The organism is Cellulomonas sp. Leaf395 (assembly GCF_001424125.1).
Taxonomy (GTDB): Bacteria; Actinomycetota; Actinomycetes; order Actinomycetales; family Cellulomonadaceae; genus Cellulomonas.
Genome location: NZ_LMQI01000003.1, coordinates 265,353 through 288,781, shown reverse-complemented (window position 1 = coordinate 288,781; position 23,429 = coordinate 265,353). Strand labels below are relative to the sequence as shown.

Sequence of the window (23,429 nt, the reverse complement as noted above, 5' to 3'; positions counted from 1 at the left end):
GTCAGCGCCCGGTCGTCGCGCCGATCGCCGCCACCAGACGCTCGGTGACCGCGTCGACGTCCCCGATCCCGTCCACCTGGACGAGCAGGCCACGCTCGGAGTACACCCGCGCGATCGGTGCCGTCTCCTCGGCATAGACGTCGAGCCGGTGCCGGACGACGGCCTCGGTGTCGTCCTCGCGGCCCTCGATCTCGGCACGCTTCAGCAGCCGCTCGGCCACGATGTCCGAGTCCGCCGTGATCTCCACCGCGAGGTCGAGCGTCAGGCCGGCGTCGGCAAGGATCGCGTCGAGCTCCCCCACCTGTGCGACGTTGCGCGGGTACCCGTCGAGCAGGAACCCCTCCGCGACGTCGTCCTGCGCGAGCCGGTCGCGCACCATGTCGTTGGTGACGGAGTCCGGCACCAGGGCCCCGCGAGAGGTGTACTCCTGCACCGTGCGCCCGAGCGGCGTGCCGCCCTTGATGTTGGCGCGGAACAGGTCACCGGTGGAGATGGTCGGCACGCCGAACCGCTCGGCGAGCCGCGCGGCCTGGGTGCCCTTGCCCGCCCCCGGCGGGCCTAGCAGGACGAGGCGGGTGCTCAACGCAAGAACCCTTCGTAGTGCCGCTGCTGCAGCTGGGACTCGATCTGCTTCACGGTCTCGAGCCCGACCCCGACGACGATGAGGATCGATGCCCCACCGAACGGGATGTTCGCCCCGACGCCGAGCACGATGAACGCGATCGTCGGGATGAGCGCGACGATCGCCAGGTACACCGAACCGGGCGCGGTGATCCGCGAGATGACGTAGTCGAGGTACTCGGCGGTCGGCCGCCCGGCACGGATGCCGGGGATGAACCCGCCGTACTTCTTCATGTTGTCCGCGACCTCGTCCGGGTTGAACGTGATCGCCGTGTAGAAGTAGCAGAAGAAGATGATCAGGACGACGTAGATGGCCAGGTGCAGCGGCGCGCTCGGCGATGCCAGGTAGCGCGTGACCCACTGGACCCAGCCCGCGGCCGGGTCGCCGAACTGGGCGAGCAGGCCGGGCACGGCGAGCAGCGATGACGCGAAGATCACCGGGATGACGCCGGCCATGTTGATCTTGATCGGGATGTAGGTGCTCGATCCGCCGTACATGCGACGGCCGACCATGCGCTTCGCGTACTGGACAGGCACGCGCCGCTGCGACTGCTCGACGAACACCACCAGGGCGATGACCAGGACGACGATCGCCATGACCACGATGAACTTCGAGACGCCGTTGTCGCCACCGGCGATCGACCACATGGCGCCCGGGAAGCTGGCCGCGATCGACGTGAAGATGAGCAACGACATGCCGTTGCCGACGCCGCGCTCGGTGATCAGCTCGCCGAGCCACATGATCAGGCCGGTACCGGCCGTCATGGTGATCACCATGAGCAGCAGCGTCTGCCACGAGTCGTTCGGGATGACGTCGACCGTGCACCCGCTGAACAGCTGACCGCTGCGCGCGACCGTGATGATCGTCGTCGACTGCAGGACCGCGAGGCCGATCGTCAGGTACCGCGTGTACTGCGTGAGCTTCGCGGTGCCGGACTGGCCCTCCCTGTGCAGCTCCTCGAAGCGAGGGATGACCACCCGGAGCAGCTGCACGATGATGCTCGCCGTGATGTACGGCATGATCCCGAGCGCGAACACCGAGAGCTGCAGCAGCGCTCCGCCGCTGAACAGGTTCACCAGCCCGAGCAGGTCGTTGCCCTGCGACTGCTCGATACACGTCTGCACGTTCGGGTAGGAGACCCCAGGGGTCGGCAGGAACGAGCCGACACGGAAGAGCACCATGATCCCGATGGTGAAGAGCAGCTTGCGCCGCAGGTCGGGCGTTCGGAACGCCCGCACGAATGCGCCTAGCACCTGGTCCTCCTGGGCCGCCGGAGCGGCATCTCGTACGACCGGGCCATTCCGGCCGTGCAGCCCGCGACGAGTCGCGAGCACCGGGGCACCCTAACTGATGCCCGCTGACATACGGAACGGGACCGGTGGGTAACTACGTCCCCACCGGTCCCGTCCTTCGATCAGTCCTGCGCGACGCTTCCGCCGGCAGCCACGATCGCGTCCTTCGCGGACGCCGAGTAGGCGTCGACCGCGACAGAGACCTTGACCGTGAGCTCACCGGTACCGAGCACCTTGACGGGCTCGCCCTTGCGGACAGCGCCCTTCGCCACGAGGTCGGCGACAGTCACGTCGCCACCGTTCGGGTACAGCGCCGAGAGCTTGTCCAGGTTGACCACCTGGTACTCGACGCGGAACGGGTTCTTGAAGCCGCGCAGCTTCGGGAGGCGCATGTGCAGAGGCATCTGCCCACCCTCGAAGCGCGTCGGCACCTGGTAGCGGGCCTTGGTGCCCTTGGTGCCACGACCGGCCGTCTTGCCCTTGGACGCCTCGCCACGACCCACGCGGGTCTTGGCGGTCTTGGCGCCCGGGGCCGGACGGAGGTGGTGCACCTTGAGCGTGCCGCCGTTGCCGGGCTGCGCAGCGGCCTCGGCCGCCTTCGCCGCCGCGGCGGAGACCGACTTCTTCGGCGCCGCCTTGGACTCGGCCTTGGCGGCCTTCGCCTTCGGTGCAGCCTCGGTCTTCGCCTCGGCCTTGTCGGCAGCCTTCTCCGACTTCGCCTTGGTCGCCTTCGGAGCGGACTCCGCGTCGGCAGCCTTCTTCGCGGGAACCTTCTTGGCGGCGGCCTTCTTCGGGGCCGTCACCTCGTCGGTGCCCTTCTCGTTCTCGTCAGCCATGGTCACTCCACCTCTTCGACCGCGACAAGGTGCGTCACCGTCTTGACCATGCCGCGGATCTCAGGGCGGTCCTCCTTGACGACGACGTCGCCGATCCGCTTGAGGCCGAGGGTGCGCAGGGTGTCGCGCTGGTTCTGCTTACCGCCGATGCCAGAACGCGTCTGGGTCACCTTGAGTCGAGCCATCAGGCACCTGCCTTCGAGCCCGCCGCTGCGGCCAGGCCGGCAGCCTGGGCACGGAGGAGGGCAGCCGGGACGACGTGCTCGACCGGGAGACCACGGCGCGCGGCCACGGCCTCGGGACGCTCGAGGCCACGCAGGGCCGCGACCGTGGCGTGCACGATGTTGATCGCGTTGGACGAGCCGAGCGACTTGCTCAGGACGTCGTGGATACCGGCGCACTCGAGCACGGCGCGCACCGGACCACCGGCGATCACACCGGTACCCGGCGAGGCCGGACGCAGGAAGACGACGCCGGCAGCGGCCTCACCCTGGATGGGGTGCGGGATGGTGCCCTGGATGCGGGGGACCTTGAAGAAGTTCTTCTTGGCCTCCTCGACACCCTTGGCGATCGCCGCGGGCACCTCCTTGGCCTTCCCGTAGCCGACACCCACGGTGCCATCGCCGTCGCCGACCACGACGAGCGCGGTGAAGCTGAAGCGCCGGCCGCCCTTGACGACCTTGGCCACGCGGTTGATCGTCACGACGCGCTCGAGGAACGCGCTCTTCTCTGCGGCGTCGCGGCCACGGCCGCCGCCACCGTCACGGCCACGACCGCCGTCACGACGGTCGCCGCCTCCGCCGGTGCCGCCCGCGGGCGCCCCGGTGTTGCTGCGCTGAGGAGCAGCCATCAGTGAGTCCTCTTCTTCGTTCGGAAGGTCGTGGTCGTCACAGCTTCAGCCCACCCTCACGGGCGCCGTCAGCCACCGCGGCGACACGGCCGTGGTACTTGTTGCCGCCGCGGTCGAAGACCACAGCGTCAAGGCCGGCAGCCTTCGCACGCTCGGCGATGAGCTCGCCGACCTTGCGGGCCTTGGCAGTCTTGTCGTCGTTCGAGCCACGCAGGTCGGCCTCGAGGGTCGACGCGGACACGAGAGTCTGGCCGATGCCGTCGTCCACGACCTGCGCCGTGATGTGCCGGGCGGACCGGGTCACGACGAGACGGGGACGCGCAGCCGAGCCGGAAACCTTCTTGCGAAGGCGGAGGTGACGACGCTGGCGGGCAACACGCTTGCCCTTGCCGAGGATCTTGAGAGCCATGGCTACTTACCGGCCTTTCCGACCTTGCGGCGCACGTTCTCGCCCGCGTACCGCACGCCCTTGCCCTTGTACGGCTCAGGCTTGCGGATCTTGCGGATGTTTGCGGCGACCTCGCCCACCTGCTGCTTGTCGATGCCTTGCACCGAGAAACGCGTGGGGGCTTCGACGACGAAGGTGATGCCCTCCGGCGGGTTGACCGTGACCGAGTGGCTGAACCCGAGCGCGAACTCGAGGTCCGCACCCTTCGCCGCCACGCGGTAACCAGTACCGACGATCTCGAGCTTCTTGACGTAGCCCTCCGTCACGCCGATGACGAGGTTCGCCAGCAGCGTGCGGGTGAGGCCGTGCAGCGAGCGCGAGGCGCGCTCGTCGTCGGGGCGGGTCACCACGAGGGCACCTGCCTCGTCGCGCGCCACCTCGATGGGTGCGGGGATCGTGTGCGTCAGGGTGCCCTTGGGGCCCTTGACCGTCACGACCGCACCGTTGATGTCGACATCCACGCCGGTGGGGACCGGGACGGGGACTCTGCCGATTCGGGACATGGCTAGCTCCTTTCCGTCTCGGACTTACCAGACGTAGGCGAGGACTTCCCCACCCACGCCCTTCTTGGCGGCCTGCTTGTCGGTGAGGAGACCGGAGGACGTGGACAGGATCGCCACGCCGAGGCCGCCGAGCACCTTGGGCAGGTTGGTCGACTTGGCGTACACGCGCAGGCCCGGCTTGGACACGCGCTTGACGCCGGCGAGCGCACGCTCGCGGTTGGGGCCGTACTTGAGCTCGATGATGAGGTTCTTGCCGACGACGGCGTCCTCAACCTTCCAGCCCGTGATGTAGCCCTCCGCCTGGAGGATCTCCGCGATGTGCGACTTCAGCTTCGAGAACGGGATCAGCACGGTGTCGTGGTGAGCCGAGTTCGCGTTACGCAGCCGCGTGAGCAGGTCTGCGATGGGGTCGGTCATGGTCATGGGGCTTGTGCCCTTCCTCGCCGGGGTATCCCGCCCTCGAAAGAGCGGGACCTACCGACGTTCGTGTTGCTGGGTTGTTCTGGGATTACCAGCTGCTCTTGGTGACGCCGGGAAGCTCGCCGCGGTGGGCCATCTCGCGCACGCAGATCCGGCACAGGCCGAACTTGCGGTACACCGAGTGGGGCCGGCCGCAACGCTGGCAGCGCGTGTAGCCACGCACCGCGAACTTCGGCTTGGCAGCAGCCTTGTTCTTGAGGGCGGTCTTCGCCATGGTCAGATCTCCTTGAACGGGAAGCCGAGGAGCTTGAGGAAAGCGCGACCCTCGTCGTCGGTGTCAGCCGTGGTGACGACCGTGATGTCCATCCCGCGGACGCGGTCGATCTTGTCCTGGTCGATCTCGTGGAACACGGACTGCTCCACGAGGCCGAACGTGTAGTTGCCGTGACCGTCGAACTGCTGCGGCGAGAGGCCACGGAAGTCACGGATGCGCGGCAGCGCGGTGGAGAGCAGGCGGTCCAGGAACTCCCAGGCACGGTCACCACGGAGGGTGACGTGGGCGCCGATGGGCATTCCCTCACGCAGCTTGAACTGCGCGATCGACTTGCGAGCCTTGGTGACCTGCGGCTTCTGACCCGTGATCTGGGTCAGGTCGCGGATCGCGCCCTCGATGAGCTTGGAGTCCTTGGCGGCCTCGCCGACGCCCATGTTCACGACGACCTTCACCAGGCGCGCGACCTGGTTGATGTTCTCGTGCGAGAACTGCTCGAAGAGAGCGTTGCGGATCTCGTCGTTGTACTTGGACTTCAGACGCGGGAGCGCCGGAGCCGTGAGAGTCGTCTCGGTCATCAGATGTCCTTACCGGAGCGCTTGGCGACGCGGACCCGGACGGTGCGGGTACGGCCGTCGCGCTCGACCTGCTCGGTGCGGTAGCCGACCCGGGTGCCCTTCTTGGTCTCCGGGTCCACGAGCATCACGTTGCTGATGTGGATGGGCGCCTCGATGGTCTCGATGCCGCCGGTGCGCGTGCCGCGCTGCGTCTGGCCGGCCTTGACGTGCTTGGTGACGCGCTGGACACCCTCCACGACGAGGCGCTGCGACTCGACGAGGACCTCGAGCACACGGCCCTGCTGTCCCTTGTCGCGGCCGGAGATGACGACCACGAGGTCGCCCTTCTTGATCTTCGCCATGGTCAGAGCACCTCCGGAGCCAGCGAGATGATCTTCATGAACTTCTTGTCGCGCAGCTCGCGGCCCACCGGGCCGAAGATGCGCGTGCCACGGGGTTCCCCGTCGTTCTTGAGGATCACGGCGGCGTTCTCGTCGAACTTGATGTACGAACCGTCCGGACGGCGGCGCTCCTTGCGGGTGCGCACGATGACAGCCTTGACGACGTCGCCCTTCTTGACGTTGCCGCCGGGGATGGCGTCCTTGACGGTGGCGACGATGACGTCACCGATGCCTGCATAGCGACGGCCGGAGCCGCCGAGCACACGGATGCAAAGGATCTCCTTGGCACCAGTGTTGTCGGCGACACGAAGTCGCGACTCCTGCTGGATCATTACCTACTCCTGTCGTCTGGCGGGTTCTCGGGCCTGAACGGCTCGAGCCTGGCCGAACGGATAGTTGCCGTGATGCACACGTCGCGCCGGGTGTCGTCCTGTCGAACTCCACCCGGCGCCCGTGGGCAACTGGGGGTCGTGCTGGTGCTGCTGGCTTGCTGAGGCTTACTTAGCCTTCTCGACGACCTCGACCAGGCGCCACCGCTTGGTGGCGCTCAGCGGCCGGGTCTCCATGATGACCACGAGGTCGCCCACGCCCGCCGAGCCCAGCTCGTCGTGCGCCTTGACCTTGCTCGTCCGCCGGATGACCTTGCCGTAGAGCGGGTGCTTGACCCGGTCCTCGACCTCGACCACGACGGTCTTCTCCATCTTGTCGCTGACCACGTAGCCGCGGCGCGTCTTGCGGTCGCCACGCTTCTCGGCGACAGCGGTCGTCTTCTCGTTCTTCTCGTCTGCCATCAGTCTCACTCGCTCGCGCTCGGGGCGGTACGGATGCCGAGCTCGCGCTCACGCAGGATCGTGTAGATCCGCGCGATGTCGCGGCGAACGGCCTTGAGACGCCCGTGGCTCTCGAGCTGACCGGTCGCCGACTGGAAGCGGAGGTTGAACAGCTCCTCCTTGGACTTCTTCAGCTCGGCGACAAGCTTCTCGTCGTCGAAGGTGTCCAGCTCGCTGGGAGCCAGGTCCTTGGTGCCGATAGTCATCAGTTACCACCCTCGCGAACCACAAAACGTGTCTTCATCGGGAGCTTGTGCTGCGCGCGGCGCATGGCCTCGCGAGCCAGGGGCTCCGGGACGCCGGCGAGCTCGAAGAGAACTCGACCGGGCTTGACGTTGGCGATCCACCACTCGGGCGAACCCTTGCCGGAACCCATGCGGGTCTCGGCAGGCTTCTTCGTGAGGGGGCGGTCCGGGTAGATGTTGATCCAGACCTTCCCTCCACGCTTGATGTGGCGGGTCATGGCGATACGAGCAGCCTCGATCTGCCGGTTGGTGACGTAGGCGGGCTCGAGAGCCTGGATGCCGTACTCACCGAAGGAGATCGCGGTACCACCGGTCGCGGCGCCGGAGCGCCCCGGGTGGTGCTGCTTGCGGTGCTTCAGCCTGCGCGGGATAAGCACGGCTCAGGCCTCCGTTCCGCTGTCAGGGGCCGGGGTCTCCGCCGGAGCGGAGGCGGCCTCGGTTGCTGCCTCAGGAGCGTCGGTGCGCTCGCGACGAGGAGCGCCGGCCCGGGGGCCACGGTCGTTGCGCTCGCCGCCACGGTCCGTCCGCGGGCCACGAGCCGGGCGCGGGGCCTGGGTCGCCTGCTCGCGAGCAAACTCCTTCTCGGTCATGTCGCCCTTGTAGACCCACACCTTGACGCCGATGCGCCCGAAGGTGGTGCGAGCCTCGAAGAAGCCATAGTCGATGTTCGCGCGGAGCGTGTGCAGGGGCACGCGGCCCTCGCGGTAGAACTCCGTGCGGCTCATCTCCGCGCCACCGAGGCGGCCGGAGACCTGCACGCGGATGCCCTTGGCACCGGCACGCTGGGCCGACTGGATGCCCTTGCGCATGGCGCGGCGGAACGAGACGCGGCTCGCCAGTTGCTCGGCGATGCCCTGGGCGACCAGCTGAGCCTCGATCTCGGCGTTCTTGACCTCGAGGATGTTCAGCTGGACCTGCTTGCCCGTGAGCTTCTCGAGCTCGCCGCGGATGCGGTCGGCCTCCGCGCCACGACGCCCGATGACGATGCCCGGGCGGGCGGTGTGGATGTCGACGCGGACGCGGTCACGCGTGCGCTCGATCTCGACCTTGGCGATGCCGGCACGCTCGAGGCCCGTAGCCATGAGCTTGCGGATCTTGACGTCCTCGCCCACGTAGTCGCGGTAGCGCTGACCCGGCTTCGTCGAGTCGGCGAACCAGCGCGAGCGGTGGTCGGTGGTGATGCCCAGGCGGTACCCGAGCGGGTTGACTTTCTGTCCCACTATCGGGCCCGTCCCTTCGTCTCACGCTCAGCGACGACCACGGTGATGTGGCTCGTCCGCTTGAGGATCTGGCTGGCCCGACCCTGTGCCCGCGGACGGAACCGCTTGAGCGTCGGACCCTCGTCGACGAACACCTCGGAGATGTAGAGGTCCGCCTCGTCCAGACGCTCGTTCGACCGCTTGGCGGTCTCCCGAGCGTTGGCGATCGCGCTCTCCACAACCTTGAGCACCGTCTCCCCCGCGGCCTGCGGTGCGAACTTCAGCACCGCCACAGCCTCGCCGGCCTGCTTGCCACGGATGAGGTCCACGACGCGCCGGGCCTTCTGGGGCGTGACGCGGACGAACCGCGCCTTCGCCTTGGCTTCCATTGCTGTCCTGCCTTCTTGTCTCTGCCGGTGAGGGCGTCGCCTGGCTGACCCGGGGGTCAGCGGCGACGACCCTTCCGGTCGTCCTTCTCGTGGCCGCGGAACGTCCGCGTCGGAGCGAACTCGCCGAGCTTGTGCCCGACCATCGACTCCGTCACGAACACCGGGGTGTGCTTGCGTCCGTCGTGCACAGCGAACGTGTGGCCGAGGAAGTCCGGCGTGATGACCGAACGGCGCGACCACGTCTTGATGACGTTCTTCGTGCCGGCGGTGTTCTGGACGTCGACCTTCTTCTGCAGGTGACCGTCGACGAACGGGCCCTTCTTCAGGCTACGTGGCATCTCAGGCTCCTATCAGCGCTTGTTCTTGCCGGTGCGCCGACGGCGCACGATGAGCTTGTCGCTCGGCTTGTTCGGACGGCGGGTACGGCCCTCGGCCTGGCCCCACGGGCTGACGGGGTGACGTCCACCGGACGTCTTGCCCTCGCCACCACCGTGCGGGTGGTCGATCGGGTTCATGGCGACACCACGGACGGTCGGGCGCTTGCCCTTCCAGCGCATGCGGCCGGCCTTGCCCCAGTTGATGTTCGACTGCTCGGCGTTGCCCACCTCGCCGACCGTCGCGCGGCAGCGCAGGTCGACGTTGCGGATCTCACCGGACGGCATGCGCAGCTGGGCGTAGGGGCCGTCCTTGGCGACGAGCTGCACGGACGCGCCAGCCGAGCGGGCGATCTTCGCACCGCCACCGGGCCGCAGCTCGATGGCGTGGATGACCGTACCGGTCGGGATGTTGCGTAGCGGCAGGTTGTTGCCGGGCTTGATGTCGGCGCCGGGGCCGTTCTCGATGCGGTCACCCTGCGACAGCTTGTTCGGCGCGATGATGTAGCGCTTCTCGCCGTCCGCGTAGTGCAGGAGCGCGATGCGGGCGGTGCGGTTGGGGTCGTACTCGATGTGAGCGACCTTGGCCGGCACGCCGTCCTTGTCATGGCGACGGAAGTCGATGACGCGGTACGCACGCTTGTGACCGCCACCCTGGTGGCGCGTGGTGATGCGACCCGTGGAGTTACGGCCGCCCGTCTTGTGGAGGGGACGGACGAGCGACTTCTCCGGAGTGGAGCGCGTGATCTCGACGAAGTCGGCGACGCTGGAGCCACGACGGCCCGGCGTGGTCGGCTTGTACTTGCGGATTCCCATGAGTTCTCAGTCCTTCGCTCAGCCGACCGGACCACCGAAGATGTCGATCGTTCCCTCGCGGAGGGTGACGATCGCACGCTTCGTGTCCTTGCGGCGGCCGATGCCGAAACGGGTCCGACGGGCCTTGCCCTGACGGTTCGCGGTGTTGACCGAGTCGACCTTGACGCCGAAGACCTGCTCGACGGCAATCTTGATCTCGGTCTTGTTCGCCCGCGGGTCGACGAGGAAGGTGTACTTCCCCTCGTCGAGCAGGCCGTAGCTCTTCTCGGAGACGACCGGCGCGAGCAGGATGTCGCGCGGGTTCTTGCCGATGTCGGTCACTTGGTCTCCTCCTCGGACGCGGAAGACTCGACGACATCTGCCACGGCTGCGGCACCCTTGACGGGGCCGGCCAGGAACGCGTCGAGCGCGCCCTGCGTGAACACGACGTCGTCCGAGATCAGGACGTCGTAGGTGTTGAGCTGGTCAGCGACCAGCAGGTGCACCCGCTCGACGTTCCGCAGCGACTTCCACGTGATCTCGTCCTGACGCTCGACGACCACCAGGACGTGCTTGCGTCCGGAGAGGTTGTCGAGCACGGCGAGCGCGGACCTGGTCGACGGCGCCGTGCCCGGGGCGAAGCCCGAGACGACGTGCACGCGGCCGGCACGAGCGCGGTCCGAGAGAGCACCGCGGAGCGCCGCGGCCTTCATCTTCTTGGGGGTGCGCTGCGAGTAGTCGCGCGGGGTGGGGCCGTGGACGACGCCACCACCGGCGAACTGCGGAGCACGCGTCGAACCCTGACGGGCGCGGCCGGTGCCCTTCTGCTTGTACGGCTTGCGCCCACCACCACGGACCTCGCCACGGCTCTTCGTGTCGTGGGTGCCCTGGCGAGCCGCCGCGAGCTGCGCGACGACGACCTGGTGGATCAGCGGGATGTTGGTCTGCACGTCGAAGACGTCCGCGGGCAGATCGGCAGAGCCGGTCTTCTTGCCCTGGGAGTCGACCACGTCGACAGTCAGCGTGTCACTCATGGTCACGCCCCCTTCACAGCGGAACGCACGACCACGACGCCACCCTTGGGGCCGGGAACGGCACCCTTGACGAGGAGCAGGCCCCTCTCGACGTCGACCGCGTGCACGGTCAGGTTCTGGGTGGTCTGGCGGTCCACGCCCATGCGACCGGCCATCTTGATGCCCTTGAACACGCGCGACGGCGTCGAAGCGCCACCGATCGAGCCGGGCTTGCGGTGGTTGCGGTGCGCACCGTGCGAGGCGCCGACGCCGTGGAAGCCGTGACGCTTCATGACACCGGCGGTGCCCTTGCCCTTGGTGGTGCCGATGACGTCCACGAGCGAGCCGGCCTCGAAGAGGGCGGCCGTGAGCTCCTGGCCGAGCGTGAACTCGGAGGCGTTCGGCGTACGGATCTCGGCCACGTGCCGGCGGGGGGTGACCCCGGCCTTCTCGAAGTGGCCCTTCAGCGGCTTGGTGACCTTGCGCGGGTCGATCTGGCCGTGGGCCAGCTGGACCGCGGCGTAGCCGTCAGCATCGGCGGAGCGCACCTGGGTCACGACGTTCGTGCCGACAGCGACGACGGTGACCGGGACGAGACGACCGTTGTCGTCCCACACCTGGGTCATGCCGAGCTTCGTGCCGAGCAGGGCCGTGACTGCGCGCTCGTTCTGCTGGGTAACCATAGAAATCAGTTCCTTCCCAGCGTCAGAGCTTGATCTCGATGTTCACGTCCGCAGGCAGGTCGAGACGCATGAGCGAGTCGACGGCCTTCGGCGTGGGATCGATGATGTCGATGAGCCGCTTGTGAGTACGCATCTCGAAGTGCTCGCGGCTGTCCTTGTACTTGTGGGGCGACCGGATGACGCAGAACACGTTCTTCTCCGTCGGCAGCGGCACCGGACCCACGACCGACGCACCAGCGCGAGTCACCGTGTCGACGATCTTGCGCGCCGAGCTGTCGATGACTTCGTGGTCGTAGGACTTGAGCCTGATGCGGATCTTCTGTCCCGCCATGGCGCTTCTACTTCCCTCTGTTTGGAACCGGCCCGTCCGACCCCCGCACTCGGGCGTGTCGCTTGGCGCGACACACCGTTGCGCTGCGTACCCTCTCAGGCACGAGATCGGTGGTTGTTGTCGGGCGTCAACCACCGGGTGATCCCGGGGTCCAGACGCCGTCCACGTGTGTGAGCCCTGTCGTGTGCTGCGCGCGCGAACGCGCCGCCCTCAACTAGGCAACCTGAACAGTGTGCCAGAGTGCGCGGTGGAACTCCAATCGCCTCCGTCACACCTGAGCGGGAGAAGCGCGTGATCTCCCGCACAGTCGCCTGGCGAGGCCACCGTCGCGCACCGCTACGGTGGCGCCATGCACCTGAGACCCGCCCGCGTGATCGGCGTCGTCGCGGCCACCCTCCTGCTGGCCGGGTGCCCCTCCACTCCGGCGCCCGACCCCACCGCGACACCCACGCCGAGCTCGCCACCGTCGACATCGACAGCACCGGAACCGAGCGCGACGGTCCTCGAGTCGACGGCTCCGAATCCCACCGCGTCTCGGCTCCCCGTGCCCGGCGAGCCGTGCGACCCGGCGGACGGCTCCCCCGACTGCACGGATGCGACGGCCGACGGCGAGCTCCGCTACCTCGAGGGCTACGCGGACTGCGTCACCCAGCTGCCCGGCGAGGAGTACGGCCTGTGCACGGACCTGGACGGGGACGGTCGCGCGGGCTACCCGGACTCCGGCTGATCCGACGCGGTCGACGAGCGAGCAGACGACGGAAGGGCCCGGCAGCCGAAGCCGCCGGGCCCTTCCGTTCAGATCAGCTGCCCCGAGGGGCGAGCATCACTTGATGATCTTGATGACCTTGCCCGAGCCGACGGTGCGGCCACCCTCGCGGATGGCGAAGCCGAGGCCCTCTTCCATCGCGATGGGCTGGATGAGGTTCACGTGGATCTCGGTGTTGTCGCCGGGCATGACCATCTCGGTGCCCTCAGGCAGCGTGATGACGCCGGTGACGTCGGTGGTGCGGAAGTAGAACTGGGGGCGGTAGTTCCCGTAGAACGGGTTGTGACGGCCGCCCTCGTCCTTGGCCAGGATGTAGACCTGGCCCTCGAACTCGGTGTGCGGCGTGATCGAGCCGGGCTTGACGACGACCTGGCCGCGCTCGACCTCCTCGCGCTTCGTGCCACGCAGGAGCAGACCGACGTTCTCGCCGGCCTCGGCGTAGTCGAGCAGCTTGCGGAACATCTCGACGCCGGTGACGGTGGTCTTGATCGCCTTCTCCTTGATGCCGACGATCTCCACCTCCTCGTTCACCTTGAGCTTGCCGCGCTCCACGCGACCGGTGACGACGGTGCCACGACCGGTGATCGTGAAGACGTCCTCGATCGGCATGAGGAAGGGCTTGTCGATGTCGCGCACCGGGTCCGGGACGGACTCGTCGACGGCCTCGAGCAGGTCCTCGACGGACTTGACCCAGATCGGGTCGCCCTCGAGCGCCTTCAGGCCGGAGACGCGCACGACGGGGACGTCGTCGCCGTCGAAGCCCTGGGCCGAGAGGAGCTCGCGCACCTCGACCTCGACGAGCTCCAGGATCTCCTCGTCGTCGACCATGTCGGTCTTGTTCAGCGCGACGAGCAGGTAGGGCACGCCGACCTGACGGGCGAGCAGGACGTGCTCACGCGTCTGGGCCATCGGGCCGTCGGTCGCCGCGACCACGAGGATGGCGCCGTCCATCTGCGCCGCACCCGTGATCATGTTCTTGATGTAGTCCGCGTGACCCGGAGCGTCGACGTGAGCGTAGTGACGCTTCTCCGTCTGGTACTCCACGTGCGCGATGTTGATGGTGATACCGCGCTGCTTCTCCTCAGGGGCCTTGTCGATCTCGTCGAAAGGCGTGAAGGGGTTCAGGTCGGGGTACTTGTCGTGCAGCACCTTCGAGATGGCCGCGGTCAGCGTCGTCTTACCGTGGTCGACGTGGCCGATGGTGCCGATGTTGACGTGCGGCTTCGTCCGCTCGAACTTCGCCTTGCCCACTGGGTGTCCTCCTCAGGACTTGGTAGAGATTGGCCGACGTTCTGCGGCTACCGGACGGTAGCCGTTCGACGCGGCGTCCTACGGGTCGGTTTGTGTGATGGAACTACAGGGTTCGACCTGTGGGACTACTCGCCCCGGGTCTTCTTGATGATTTCCTCGGCAACGTTCCGAGGAACCTCGGCGTAGCTGTCGAACTGCATCGAGTACACCGCGCGACCCTGGGTCTTCGACCGCAGGTCACCGACGTACCCGAACATCTCGGAGAGAGGAACCTGGGCGCGGATGACCTTCACGCCCGTCGCGTCCTCCATGGACTGGATCATGCCGCGGCGCGAGTTGATGTCGCCGATGACGTCACCCATGTACTCCTCAGGAGTACGGACCTCGACGGCCATGACCGGCTCCAGCAGAACCGGGTCGGCCTTGCGGACCGCTTCCTTGAGGATCATCGAGCCCGCGATCTTGAACGCCATCTCCGAGGAGTCGACGTCGTGCGCGGCACCGTCGAGCAGGATCGCCTTGACGCCCACCAGCGGGAAGCCCGCGAGGACGCCGAGCTGCATCGCGCTCTGGATGCCGGCGTCGACCGACGGGATGTACTCGCGCGGGATGCGGCCACCGGTGACCTTGTTCGAGAACTCGTACAGCTCGCCCTCGGCGGGGTCCAGCGGCTCGAAGGTCATCTGGACCTTCGCGTACTGGCCCGAGCCACCGGTCTGCTTCTTGTGCACGTAGTCGATCTTCTCGACCGAGCGACGGATCGTCTCGCGGTACGCGACCTGCGGCTTGCCGACGTTGGCCTCGACCTTGAACTCGCGACGCATGCGGTCCACGAGGATGTCGAGGTGGAGCTCGCCCATGCCGCCGATGACGGTCTGGCCGGTCTCCTCGTCGTGCTTGACGCGGAAGGTCGGGTCCTCCTCGGCCAGCTTCTGGATGGCCACGGAGAGCTTCTCCTGGTCACCCTTCGTCTTCGGCTCGATGGCGACGTCGATGACCGGCTCGGGGAACGTCATGGACTCGAGCACGACCGGCGAGGCCGGGTCGCACAGGGTGTCGCCCGTGGTGACGTCCTTGAGGCCGATGAACGCGTAGATGTGACCGGCCGTGGCGTCCTCGACCGGGTTCTCCTTGTTGGAGTGCATCTGGAAGAGCTTCCCGATGCGCTCCTTCTTGTTCTTGGTCGAGTTGAGCACCTGGGCGCCCTGCGCCACCTTGCCCGAGTACACCCGGACGTAGGTGAGCTTGCCGAAGAACGGGTGCGAGGCGACCTTGAACGCGAGGGCCGAGAACGGCTCCGTCGAGTCGGGGTGACGCTCGACGACGAGCTCGGGGTCCTTCATGTCGTGGCCCTCGACCGCCGGGACGTCCAGGGGCGTCGGCAGGTAGTCGATGACGGCGTCGAGCATGGGCTGGACGCCCTTGTTCTTGAACGCCGAGCCGCAGAGGACCGGGTAGGCCTCGGACTTGACGGTGAGCTTGCGGATGCCGGCCTTGATCTCGGCGACCGTCAGCTCCTCGCCACCGAGGAACTTCTCCAGCAGCTCGTCGTCGGTCTCGGCGACGGCCTCGAGGAGCTCGGCGCGGTACTGGTCCGCCTTCTCCACCAGGTCGGCCGGGATGTCCTCGACCTCGTACTTCTCGCCCAGCGCGGTCTCGCCGCGCCACACGAGGGCACGCATGGTGACCAGGTCCACGACGCCGATGAAGTCGTTCTCGGAGCCGATGGGCAGCTGGATGACCAGCGGCTTGGCCTTGAGGCGGTTCACGATCGTGTCGACCGTGAAGTAGAAGTCCGCGCCGAGCTTGTCCATCTTGTTGACGAAGCAGATGCGCGGGACGTCGTACTTGTCGGCCTGACGCCAGACGGTCTCCGACTGGGGCTCCACGCCCTCCTTGCCGTCGAAGACGGCGACGGCACCGTCGAGGACGCGCAGCGAGCGCTCGACCTCGACCGTGAAGTCCACGTGGCCGGGGGTGTCGATGATGTTGATCTGGTTGTCGTGCCAGTAGCAGGTCGTCGCGGCGGACGTGATCGTGATGCCGCGCTCCTGCTCCTGCTCCATCCAGTCCATCGTCGACGCGCCGTCGTGCGTCTCACCGATCTTGTAGTTGACCCCGGTGTAGAACAGGATCCGCTCGGTGGTCGTCGTCTTGCCGGCATCGATGTGAGCCATGATGCCGATGTTGCGGACCTTCGTGAGGTCCGTCAGCACATCCAGTGCCACGTGAGTTGCCCCTTGTCGGTTGGCTTGGGTGGCGCCACCGGTCCGGCCCGAGGATCGGACCGGCGGCGCAGCGCCCGTGGGTGCCGGGATTACCAGCGGTAGTGCGCGAAGGCCTTGTTGGACTCGGCCATCTTGTGCATGTCCTCGCGACGCTTCACCGCGGCACCGAGGCCGTTGGACGCGTCGAGGATCTCGTTCATGAGGCGCTCGGTCATCGTCTTCTCGCGGCGTGCGCGCGAGTAATCGGTGAGCCAGCGCAGCGCGAGGGTCGTCTGACGGACCGGGCGCACCTCGACGGGCACCTGGTACGTGGCGCCACCGACGCGGCGCGAACGCACCTCGAGCGACGGGCGGACGTTGTCCAGCGCGCGCTTGAGCACGACGACCGGGTCGCCCTGCGTCTTCTCACGGACACCCTCGAGGGCGCCGTAGACGATGTGCTCCGCGACGGACTTCTTGCCGTCGAGCAGGACCTTGTTGATCAGCTGCGTGACGACCGGGGACCCGTAGACGGGGTCGATGACGAGCGGCCGCTTCGGGGCCGGACCCTTGCGAGGCATCAGCCCACCTTCTTCGCGCCGTAGCGGCTGCGCGCCTGCTTACGGTTCTTGACGCCCTGCGTGTCGAGGGCACCTCGGACGATCTTGTACCGGACACCCGGGAGGTCCTTCACACGGCCACCACGCACGAGCACGATCGAGTGCTCCTGCAGGTTGTGACCGACACCGGGGATGTACGCGGTGACCTCGACCTGGCTCGAGAGGCGAACGCGGGCGACCTTGCGGAGCGCGGAGTTCGGCTTCTTCGGGGTCGTGGTGTAGACGCGGGTGCACACACCGCGTCGCTGGGGGGAGCCCTTGAGGGCAGGCGTCTTCGACTTGTTCGTCTTCGCCTGCCGGCCCTTGCGGACCAGCTGCTGGATCGTAGGCACTACGTCTCCGTCTGTTGGATGAATCTCTGGTCGACCGGCACCCGTCACCCTGGACGGCCGGCATGGTCGAGGTTCGTCGCCCGTCGCGCGACTACCCCGCAGGTCGTACGTCCCGCACCGACCCCCGCACCCGGGCGTGTCGCCCCGGTCCTCCGCACCGCAGTCCGCAAGGTTGCCTTGACGGAGAGACGGCGCGGTGGGGGAAACCACCCGATGCGCCCGGACCCGCCATCCCGAACTGAGGTCCGGAACACAGGCGTCCACCGAGTGCATGCGCGAGAGCCCGACGGCGCGGGCACGGTGTCCTACGTTACCCGCCACCCGGAGGGGCGTCAAAGCGGCGACGGTCGCACGCGACGCGGCTGAGGTCGCACGCGACAAGGCGGAGGGAGCACGACCGGTCCCGCCATGGCCTCAGTCGGCCGGGAGGATCCAGACCGTCGTCCGGCTGCCGCCCGGCGCCGAGTCCTTCTCGTCCAGCTCGATGTCCACCAGCGTGAACGTGAAGCCTCCGATGGTGGCCTCGTCGCCCAGCGCCACCGTGCCGCCCTCGGCCGGACCGTCGCTGACCACGTCGATGCCGGCCTCGTCCGCGGTCACGTTCGACGCGACCACCCGGTAGTCGCCGACCGCTGTCGGCTGGTTCAGCACCAGCGCCCTCGAGCCCTCGGGGTGCTCCACCGCATCCCCCGCGTTGTCGGAGCCCCCGCACCCGGCGAGCGTGAGCACTGCCGCAACCAGGACGGCCACGAACCCTGTATGCCTGGCAGCGCCGGTCACGGTCGCACCCCGTTCGTGTAGATCGTGCTGAAGCTGTCCTGGAACTCAGCGTACGACAGGGTGATCGGCGCATAGTCCGAGCCCCACGGGTTGACCACCGTCACGGTGCCCTTCGTCGCGTTGACGGACTTCACGTAGTACGCGTGCCCCGTCACCAGACCCCCGCCGGACGCGTTCCCGTAGGTGTCAGGCAGGTCGTCGCCCTCCCCGAGCGAGGCGAGCGTCACCGCTCCCCCACCGTCCAGCAGGGAGTCGAGCTCCGACACGCTGGGTGCGTCGTCGAGCGACGACGACGTGCTGGACTCCCCCGTCACCACCTCGAGGCCGAGTCCCGGGGAGTCGCCCTCGATCGCCGCGTAGTCGCCCCAGAGCAGCGCGAGCGCCTTCTCCATCACGAGCGGCCACAGCTCGTACCCCTGCGAACCGTCGGCAAGCTTCTGCGGCGACTGGTACGAGAAGGCCGGGTTGTCCTCCCGGACCACCATGTCCGGCGTGACGGTGATGTCGACCGGCTCSCCGTCGTCGTAGAGCCGCACGGTGTACGTGCCGTTGGCGTTGCGGGTGATCGCGTCCTCGATCACGCTAGGGTCCGCCTGGACGACGGCCATGAGCGAGGCCATGTACCAGCAGTCGCCGATCGCGCCCTGCGCGATGTCCATCGGCCGGATCCCGCCGACGACCAGCTGGTGGTTCACCTCGTCGTACTCCGCGGTGTTGGCGACGCTCTCGGGGTCGTCGCGCGCGCCGTCGCCGCCCACGTCGTCGAACGACGGCTGGATCTCGTCCGTGAGGCCGGAGAGCCTGTCCAGCGTCGCCTTGCTCGCCTTGCCGACGATCAGCTCCCACAGCTCGCGCCGCTGCTCGCGGTCCCAGCCGCCACCGATCCAGCCGTCCTCGAGCTCGTTGATCCAGTGCCGCAGCTCGTCGTCGGACATCGAACGGATCAGGGTGTCGATCTCCGCGCCGTTCAGTCCGTCGAGCGCGTCCATCGCGTCGTCGAGGTCCCCGCCGCGCACCCCGAAGAAGCCGCCGTCGAGCGCGTCGCGGATGTCGTCGAGCGCGTCGTCGACCGCGTCCTGGTCGACCGTCTCGGTGCTGGGCAGCGCGTCGTCGTACGTCGTGGCGTCGCCGCCCGACTCCGACGTGCCACCGTCGTCGATGCGCGTCGGCTGGGTGCCGACCCCGTCGCCGTCGGCGTCGTAGGTGGTCGGCACCTCGTCGCCGCCGCAGGTGCCCGCCTGGGTCACGATCGAGCGCAGCTCGCACGCCAGCTGCACACCGACCCGTGTCGTGAAACCGGTCGCCAGCAGCGCACCGACCAGGAGCACGGCGACCACCACCACGCCCAGGTGCTCGAGGGTGGCGGCCCCCCGCTCGGACCTCACGTCCCACGTCGGCTGCGGCATACCCCGAGCGTCACGTACGACAACAGCCCTGGGCAGAGCCCCAGGGCCCACGGCGGACCCATCCCCGGACGTGCCGAAGGGCCCACCGGTGAACCGGTGAGCCCTTCGGTCGTGCGTCTCGACTAGCGGTAGTCGCCGAAGTCGATGTCCTCGAGCGGGATCGCCTCGCCGGAGCCGAGGCCCAGGGCGGGGAAGTCGATCTCGTCGTAGCCGAAGGTCGGGTACAGCTCGGCCTTCGCCTCCTCGGTGGGCTCGACCGCGATGTTGCCGTAGCGGGGCAGGCCCGTCCCGGCCGGGATGAGCTTGCCGAGGATGACGTTCTCCTTGAGGCCGAGCAGCGGGTCGGAACGACCCGACATCGCGGCCTCGGTGAGCACCCGGGTGGTCTCCTGGAAGGAGGCCGCCGACAGCCACGAGTCCGTCGCGAGCGACGCCTTCGTGATGCCCATGAGCTCCGGACGACCCGACGCCGGCTGACCGCCCTCGGACACCGCAGCGCGGTTCGCGTCCTCGAAGCGCCCACGCTCGGCGAGCTCGCCGGGCAGCAGGTCGGTGGTGCCGGAGTCGAGGACCGTCACGCGGCGCAGCATCTGCCGCACGATGACCTCGATGTGCTTGTCGTGGATGTCCACACCCTGCGACGAGTAGACGACCTGCACCTCGTCGACCAGGTGCTTCTGCGTCGCACGCGGCCCGAGGATGCGCAGGACCTTCTTCGGGTCGACCGCACCCTGGACCAGCTGGGTGCCGACGGAGACGTGGTCGCCGTCCGAGATCAGCAGGCGCGAACGCTTGGTGATCGGGTAGGCGATCTCCTCCGAGCCGTCGTCCGGCGTGAGGACGAGGCGACGCGAACGGTCACCCTCCTCGACCGCGATGCGGCCCGAGAACTCTGCGATGGGCGCCTCACCCTTGGGGGTGCGGGCCTCGAAGAGCTCCTGGACACGCGGCAGGCCCTGCGTGATGTCGTCAGCCGACGCCACACCACCGGTGTGGAAGGTACGCATCGTCAGCTGCGTGCCGGGCTCACCGATCGACTGGGCCGCGATGATGCCGACGGCCTCGCCGATGTCGACGAGCTTGCCGGTGGCCAGCGAACGGCCGTAGCAGCGCGCGCAGGTGCCGACGCGGGACTCGCAGGTGAGCACCGAGCGGATCTTCATCTCGGTGACGCCCGCCTCGAGGAGACGGTCGAGCAGCACGTCGCCGACGTCGTCACCGGCGTGACCGATGACCTCGCCGTCGATCGCGACGTCCGTCGCCAGCGTGCGCGAGTAGACGCTCGTCTCGACCTTGTCGTGACGACGCAGGGCACCGTCAGAGCCGGGAACGCCGATGGGCATCGTCAGACCACGCTCGGTGCCGCAGTCGTCCTCACGGACGATGACGTCCTGCGAGACGTCCACCAGACGACGGGTCAGGTAGCCCGAGTCGGCGGTCCGCAGTGCGGTGTCCGCCAGACCCTTGCGGGCACCGTGCGTCGCGATGAAGTACTCGAGGACCGACAGCCCCTCGCGGTAGTTCGACTTGATCGGGCGAGGGATGATCTCGCCCTTCGGGTTGGCCACGAGGCCACGCATACCGGCGATCTGACGGACCTGCATCCAGTTACCACGGGCACCGGAGCCGACCATCTTGTAGACGGTGTTCTGACGCGGGAAGTTCTCCTGCATCGCCTTGGCGACCTTGTCGGTGGCCTGCGTCCAGATCTCGATGAGCTCCTGGCGACGCTCGTCGTCGGTGATCAGGCCCTTCTCGTACTGGCCCTGCACCTTCGCCGCGCGTCCCTCGTGCTCCTCGAGGATGGCCGCCTTGGCCGCCGGGGTCGCGACGTCCGAGATGGAGATCGTGACGCCCGAGCGGGTGGCCCAGCGGAAGCCGGCCTCCTTGAGCGCGTCCAGCGAGGCAGCGACCTCGACCTTGGGGTACCGCTCGGCCAGGTCGTTGACGATGACCGAGAGGCGCTTCTTGTCGACGACGCCGTTCTCGTACGGGTAGTCCACGGGCAGCAGCTCGTTGAACAGCGCACGGCCCAGGGTCGTCTCGAAGATGAGCGTGTCACCCTCGGTCCAGCCCTCGGGCGCGTCCTCCTCGGTCAGCACGAGGTCGTCGAAGCGGATGTTCACCACGGCGTTCAGGTCCAGGGAACCCTGGTCGAACGCCATGACAGCCTCGGAGACCGTGCTGAAGGACCGGCCGGCACCGAGCGCCTCGTCCTTGTCGTTCGTCAGGTGGTACAGACCGATGATCATGTCCTGCGAGGGCATGGTCACCGGACGACCGTCCGACGGCTTGAGGATGTTGTTGCTCGAGAGCATGAGGATGCGGGCCTCGGCCTGCGCCTCGGCGCTCAGGGGCAGGTGGACGGCCATCTGGTCACCGTCGAAGTCCGCGTTGAACGCGGCGCAGACGAGCGGGTGCAGGTGGATCGCCTTGCCCTCGACCAGCTGGGGCTCGAACGCCTGGATGCCCAGACGGTGCAGCGTGGGTGCGCGGTTGAGCAGCACCGGGTGCTCCGTGATGACCTCCTCGAGCACGTCCCAGACGACGGGACGGGCGCGCTCGACCATGCGCTTGGCCGACTTGATGTTCTGCGCGTGGTTGAGGTCCACGAGGCGCTTCATCACGAACGGCTTGAACAGCTCGAGCGCCATCTGCTTGGGCAGGCCGCACTGGTGGAGCTTGAGCTGCGGGCCGACGACGATGACCGAACGGCCCGAGTAGTCGACGCGCTTGCCGAGCAGGTTCTGACGGAAACGACCCTGCTTGCCCTTGAGCATGTCCGAGATCGACTTGAGCGGGCGGTTGCCCGGACCGGTCACCGGACGGCCGCGGCGGCCGTTGTCGAACAGCGAGTCGACGGCCTCCTGGAGCATCCGCTTCTCGTTGTTGACGATGATCTCGGGCGCGCCCAGGTCGAGCAGCCGCTTGAGGCGGTTGTTCCGGTTGATCACGCGGCGGTACAGGTCGTTCAGGTCCGAGGTGGCGAACCGGCCACCGTCGAGCTGGACCATCGGGCGCAGGTCCGGCGGGATGACCGGGACGGCGTCCAGCACCATGCCGGTGGGCGAGTTGGTTGTCGTGAGGAACGCGTTGACGACCTTGAGCCGCTTCAGGGCACGCGTCTTGCGCTGGCCCTTGCCGGTCTTGATGATCTCGCGCAGCGAGTCGGACTCGGCCTCGAGGTCGAACGCCTCGAGACGCTTCTGGATCGCCGCGGCGCCCATCGAGCCCTCGAAGTAGTTGCCGTACCGGTCCTGGAGCTGGCGGTACAGCATCTCGTCGCCCTCGAGGTCCGCGACCTTGAGGTTCTTGAACCGGTCCCAGACCGCGTCGAGGCGGTCGAGCTCGAGGTCGGCACGCTTGCGCAGCTGAGCCATCTCGCGCTCGGCCGAGTCGCGCACCTTGCGGCGGGCGTCGGCCTTGGCACCCTCGGCCTCGAGCTCGGCCAGGTCGGCCTCGAGCTTGGTGGCGCGGGTGTTGATGTCGTTGTCGCGGCGGTCCGAGATCTCCTTCTTCTCCAGGTCGATCCCGTTCTGGAGGTTGGGGAGGTCCTCGTGCCGGCCGTCGACGTCGACCCACGTGATCATGTAGGCCGCGAAGTAGATGACCTTCTCGAGGTCCTTCGGGGCGAGGTCGAGCAGGTAGCCGAGCCGCGAGGGCACACCCTTGAAGAACCAGATGTGCGTGACGGGCGCGGCCAGCTCGATGTGGCCCATGCGCTCACGACGGACCTTGGAGCGGGTCACCTCGACGCCGCAGCGCTCGCAGATGATGCCCTTGAAGCGCACGCGCTTGTACTTGCCGCAGTAGCACTCCCAGTCCCGGGTGGGACCGAAGATCTTCTCGCAGAACAGGCCATCCTTCTCCGGCTTCAGGGTCCGGTAGTTGATGGTCTCGGGCTTCTTCACCTCACCGTGCGACCAGGCACGGATGTCGTCGGCCGAGGCAAGGCCGATACGCAGCTCGTCGAAGACGTTGACGTCGAGCAAGGGGGGTCCTACTTCC

The 23,429-nt window shown here is 67.8% G+C and carries 31 protein-coding genes; 1 reads left to right on the top strand and 30 read right to left on the bottom strand.

From position 1 onward, the window contains the following. Position 1 precedes the first annotated feature (1 nt). From ASG23_RS09205 to rpsJ, 23 genes are all read right to left on the bottom strand, one after another. Positions 2-583, bottom strand: a complete 582-nt coding sequence (locus ASG23_RS09205) for an adenylate kinase (RefSeq protein ID WP_056023433.1) — start codon at positions 581-583, stop codon at positions 2-4. Then, entirely contained in the window at positions 580-1,875 is a 1,296-nt protein-coding gene (secY, locus tag ASG23_RS09200; protein WP_056023430.1) for a preprotein translocase subunit SecY, read from the bottom strand. The genes ASG23_RS09205 and secY overlap by 4 nt, the downstream gene beginning before the upstream one ends. A gap of 161 nt (positions 1,876-2,036) precedes the next feature. Beyond that, positions 2,037-2,750: a 50S ribosomal protein L15 gene (gene rplO, locus ASG23_RS20280; RefSeq protein ID WP_200941554.1), complete on the bottom strand. Its 714-nt coding sequence runs from the start codon at positions 2,748-2,750 to the stop codon at positions 2,037-2,039. A 2-nt stretch (positions 2,751-2,752) separates the two neighbouring features. Beyond that, entirely contained in the window at positions 2,753-2,935 is a 183-nt protein-coding gene (rpmD, locus tag ASG23_RS09190) for a 50S ribosomal protein L30 (protein WP_028045050.1), read from the bottom strand. Continuing rightward, on the bottom strand, positions 2,935-3,600 hold the full coding sequence (gene rpsE, locus ASG23_RS09185; RefSeq protein ID WP_055912175.1) for a 30S ribosomal protein S5: 666 nt from the start codon (positions 3,598-3,600) through the stop codon (positions 2,935-2,937). Before rpsE ends, rpmD begins: the two co-directional genes overlap by 1 nt. Positions 3,601-3,637: 37 nt before the next feature. Continuing rightward, the gene (gene rplR / locus ASG23_RS09180; RefSeq protein ID WP_055912174.1) at positions 3,638-4,009 is read right to left on the bottom strand and encodes a 50S ribosomal protein L18; all 372 of its coding nucleotides are present in this window, start codon (positions 4,007-4,009) and stop codon (positions 3,638-3,640) included. A 2-nt stretch (positions 4,010-4,011) separates the two neighbouring features. Continuing rightward, on the bottom strand, positions 4,012-4,551 hold the full coding sequence (rplF, locus tag ASG23_RS09175) for a 50S ribosomal protein L6 (RefSeq protein WP_056023428.1): 540 nt from the start codon (positions 4,549-4,551) through the stop codon (positions 4,012-4,014). A 24-nt stretch (positions 4,552-4,575) separates the two neighbouring features. Then, positions 4,576-4,974 (bottom strand): 30S ribosomal protein S8, encoded by a 399-nt coding sequence (gene rpsH / locus ASG23_RS09170; protein WP_055912171.1) that lies wholly within the window; start codon positions 4,972-4,974, stop codon positions 4,576-4,578. Positions 4,975-5,059: 85 nt separating this feature from the next. Then, complete coding sequence (locus ASG23_RS09165; protein WP_028045055.1) at positions 5,060-5,245, bottom strand: type Z 30S ribosomal protein S14; 186 nt, start codon at positions 5,243-5,245, stop codon at positions 5,060-5,062. A 2-nt stretch (positions 5,246-5,247) separates the two neighbouring features. After that, positions 5,248-5,820: a 50S ribosomal protein L5 gene (rplE, locus tag ASG23_RS09160; protein ID WP_056023423.1), complete on the bottom strand. Its 573-nt coding sequence runs from the start codon at positions 5,818-5,820 to the stop codon at positions 5,248-5,250. Then, complete coding sequence (gene rplX / locus ASG23_RS09155; RefSeq protein ID WP_055912166.1) at positions 5,820-6,161, bottom strand: 50S ribosomal protein L24; 342 nt, start codon at positions 6,159-6,161, stop codon at positions 5,820-5,822. The genes rplE and rplX overlap by 1 nt, the downstream gene beginning before the upstream one ends. A gap of 2 nt (positions 6,162-6,163) precedes the next feature. After that, the gene (gene rplN / locus ASG23_RS09150; RefSeq protein WP_034625870.1) at positions 6,164-6,532 is read right to left on the bottom strand and encodes a 50S ribosomal protein L14; all 369 of its coding nucleotides are present in this window, start codon (positions 6,530-6,532) and stop codon (positions 6,164-6,166) included. A gap of 165 nt (positions 6,533-6,697) precedes the next feature. Next, entirely contained in the window at positions 6,698-6,991 is a 294-nt protein-coding gene (gene rpsQ, locus ASG23_RS09145) for a 30S ribosomal protein S17 (RefSeq protein ID WP_056023419.1), read from the bottom strand. Between the two features lie 5 nt (positions 6,992-6,996). After that, the gene (gene rpmC, locus ASG23_RS09140) at positions 6,997-7,236 is read right to left on the bottom strand and encodes a 50S ribosomal protein L29 (protein ID WP_056023416.1); all 240 of its coding nucleotides are present in this window, start codon (positions 7,234-7,236) and stop codon (positions 6,997-6,999) included. Further along, a complete protein-coding gene (gene rplP, locus ASG23_RS09135) occupies positions 7,236-7,652 on the bottom strand; it encodes a 50S ribosomal protein L16 (RefSeq protein ID WP_055912160.1) in 417 nt (138 codons plus the stop codon). The genes rpmC and rplP overlap by 1 nt, the downstream gene beginning before the upstream one ends. A 3-nt stretch (positions 7,653-7,655) precedes the next feature. Further along, positions 7,656-8,495, bottom strand: coding sequence for a 30S ribosomal protein S3 (gene rpsC / locus ASG23_RS09130; protein ID WP_056023413.1), 840 nt, complete (start codon positions 8,493-8,495; stop codon positions 7,656-7,658). Beyond that, positions 8,495-8,863: a 50S ribosomal protein L22 gene (gene rplV / locus ASG23_RS09125; protein WP_055912156.1), complete on the bottom strand. Its 369-nt coding sequence runs from the start codon at positions 8,861-8,863 to the stop codon at positions 8,495-8,497. Before rplV ends, rpsC begins: the two co-directional genes overlap by 1 nt. Before the next feature lie 56 nt (positions 8,864-8,919). Beyond that, a complete protein-coding gene (rpsS, locus tag ASG23_RS09120; protein ID WP_028045064.1) occupies positions 8,920-9,201 on the bottom strand; it encodes a 30S ribosomal protein S19 in 282 nt (93 codons plus the stop codon). A 12-nt stretch (positions 9,202-9,213) separates the two neighbouring features. Then, positions 9,214-10,053: a 50S ribosomal protein L2 gene (rplB, locus tag ASG23_RS09115; RefSeq protein ID WP_055912153.1), complete on the bottom strand. Its 840-nt coding sequence runs from the start codon at positions 10,051-10,053 to the stop codon at positions 9,214-9,216. Between the two features lie 18 nt (positions 10,054-10,071). Beyond that, positions 10,072-10,374: a 50S ribosomal protein L23 gene (gene rplW, locus ASG23_RS09110; RefSeq protein ID WP_055912151.1), complete on the bottom strand. Its 303-nt coding sequence runs from the start codon at positions 10,372-10,374 to the stop codon at positions 10,072-10,074. Further along, on the bottom strand, positions 10,371-11,066 hold the full coding sequence (gene rplD, locus ASG23_RS09105) for a 50S ribosomal protein L4 (RefSeq protein WP_056023411.1): 696 nt from the start codon (positions 11,064-11,066) through the stop codon (positions 10,371-10,373). Before rplD ends, rplW begins: the two co-directional genes overlap by 4 nt. Before the next feature lie 2 nt (positions 11,067-11,068). Then, positions 11,069-11,728 carry a 50S ribosomal protein L3 gene (rplC, locus tag ASG23_RS09100; protein WP_055912147.1) on the bottom strand — a complete coding sequence of 220 codons (660 nt, stop codon included), beginning with the start codon at positions 11,726-11,728 and terminating at the stop codon, positions 11,069-11,071. Between the two features lie 22 nt (positions 11,729-11,750). Further along, positions 11,751-12,059 carry a 30S ribosomal protein S10 gene (rpsJ, locus tag ASG23_RS09095; RefSeq protein WP_013117879.1) on the bottom strand — a complete coding sequence of 103 codons (309 nt, stop codon included), beginning with the start codon at positions 12,057-12,059 and terminating at the stop codon, positions 11,751-11,753. A 349-nt stretch (positions 12,060-12,408) separates the two neighbouring features. On the opposite strand from rpsJ, the gene ASG23_RS09090 reads away from it, so the two are divergent. Then, positions 12,409-12,786, top strand: a complete 378-nt coding sequence (locus tag ASG23_RS09090; RefSeq protein ID WP_056023409.1) for a hypothetical protein — start codon at positions 12,409-12,411, stop codon at positions 12,784-12,786. Positions 12,787-12,882: 96 nt separating this feature from the next. Here the strand turns inward: ASG23_RS09090 and tuf are convergent, their stop codons facing one another. The 7 genes from tuf to ASG23_RS09055 all read right to left on the bottom strand — a co-directional run bounded on the left by tuf (position 12,883) and on the right by ASG23_RS09055 (position 23,413). Beyond that, entirely contained in the window at positions 12,883-14,076 is a 1,194-nt protein-coding gene (tuf, locus tag ASG23_RS09085) for an elongation factor Tu (protein WP_056023405.1), read from the bottom strand. Positions 14,077-14,201: 125 nt separating this feature from the next. Beyond that, entirely contained in the window at positions 14,202-16,304 is a 2,103-nt protein-coding gene (gene fusA, locus ASG23_RS09080; protein WP_056023402.1) for an elongation factor G, read from the bottom strand. Between the two features lie 89 nt (positions 16,305-16,393). Next, positions 16,394-16,864 (bottom strand): 30S ribosomal protein S7, encoded by a 471-nt coding sequence (gene rpsG / locus ASG23_RS09075; RefSeq protein WP_028045072.1) that lies wholly within the window; start codon positions 16,862-16,864, stop codon positions 16,394-16,396. Continuing rightward, positions 16,864-17,235, bottom strand: coding sequence for a 30S ribosomal protein S12 (rpsL, locus tag ASG23_RS09070; protein WP_013770160.1), 372 nt, complete (start codon positions 17,233-17,235; stop codon positions 16,864-16,866). The genes rpsG and rpsL overlap by 1 nt, the downstream gene beginning before the upstream one ends. Positions 17,236-17,649: 414 nt before the next feature. Then, positions 17,650-17,985, bottom strand: coding sequence for a hypothetical protein (locus ASG23_RS09065; protein WP_157465596.1), 336 nt, complete (start codon positions 17,983-17,985; stop codon positions 17,650-17,652). Between the two features lie 26 nt (positions 17,986-18,011). After that, positions 18,012-19,421, bottom strand: a complete 1,410-nt coding sequence (locus tag ASG23_RS09060) for a C2 family cysteine protease (RefSeq protein ID WP_056023396.1) — start codon at positions 19,419-19,421, stop codon at positions 18,012-18,014. 122 nt (positions 19,422-19,543) lie between these two features. Further along, complete coding sequence (locus ASG23_RS09055) at positions 19,544-23,413, bottom strand: DNA-directed RNA polymerase subunit beta' (protein ID WP_056023393.1); 3,870 nt, start codon at positions 23,411-23,413, stop codon at positions 19,544-19,546. Positions 23,414-23,429 lie beyond the last annotated feature (16 nt).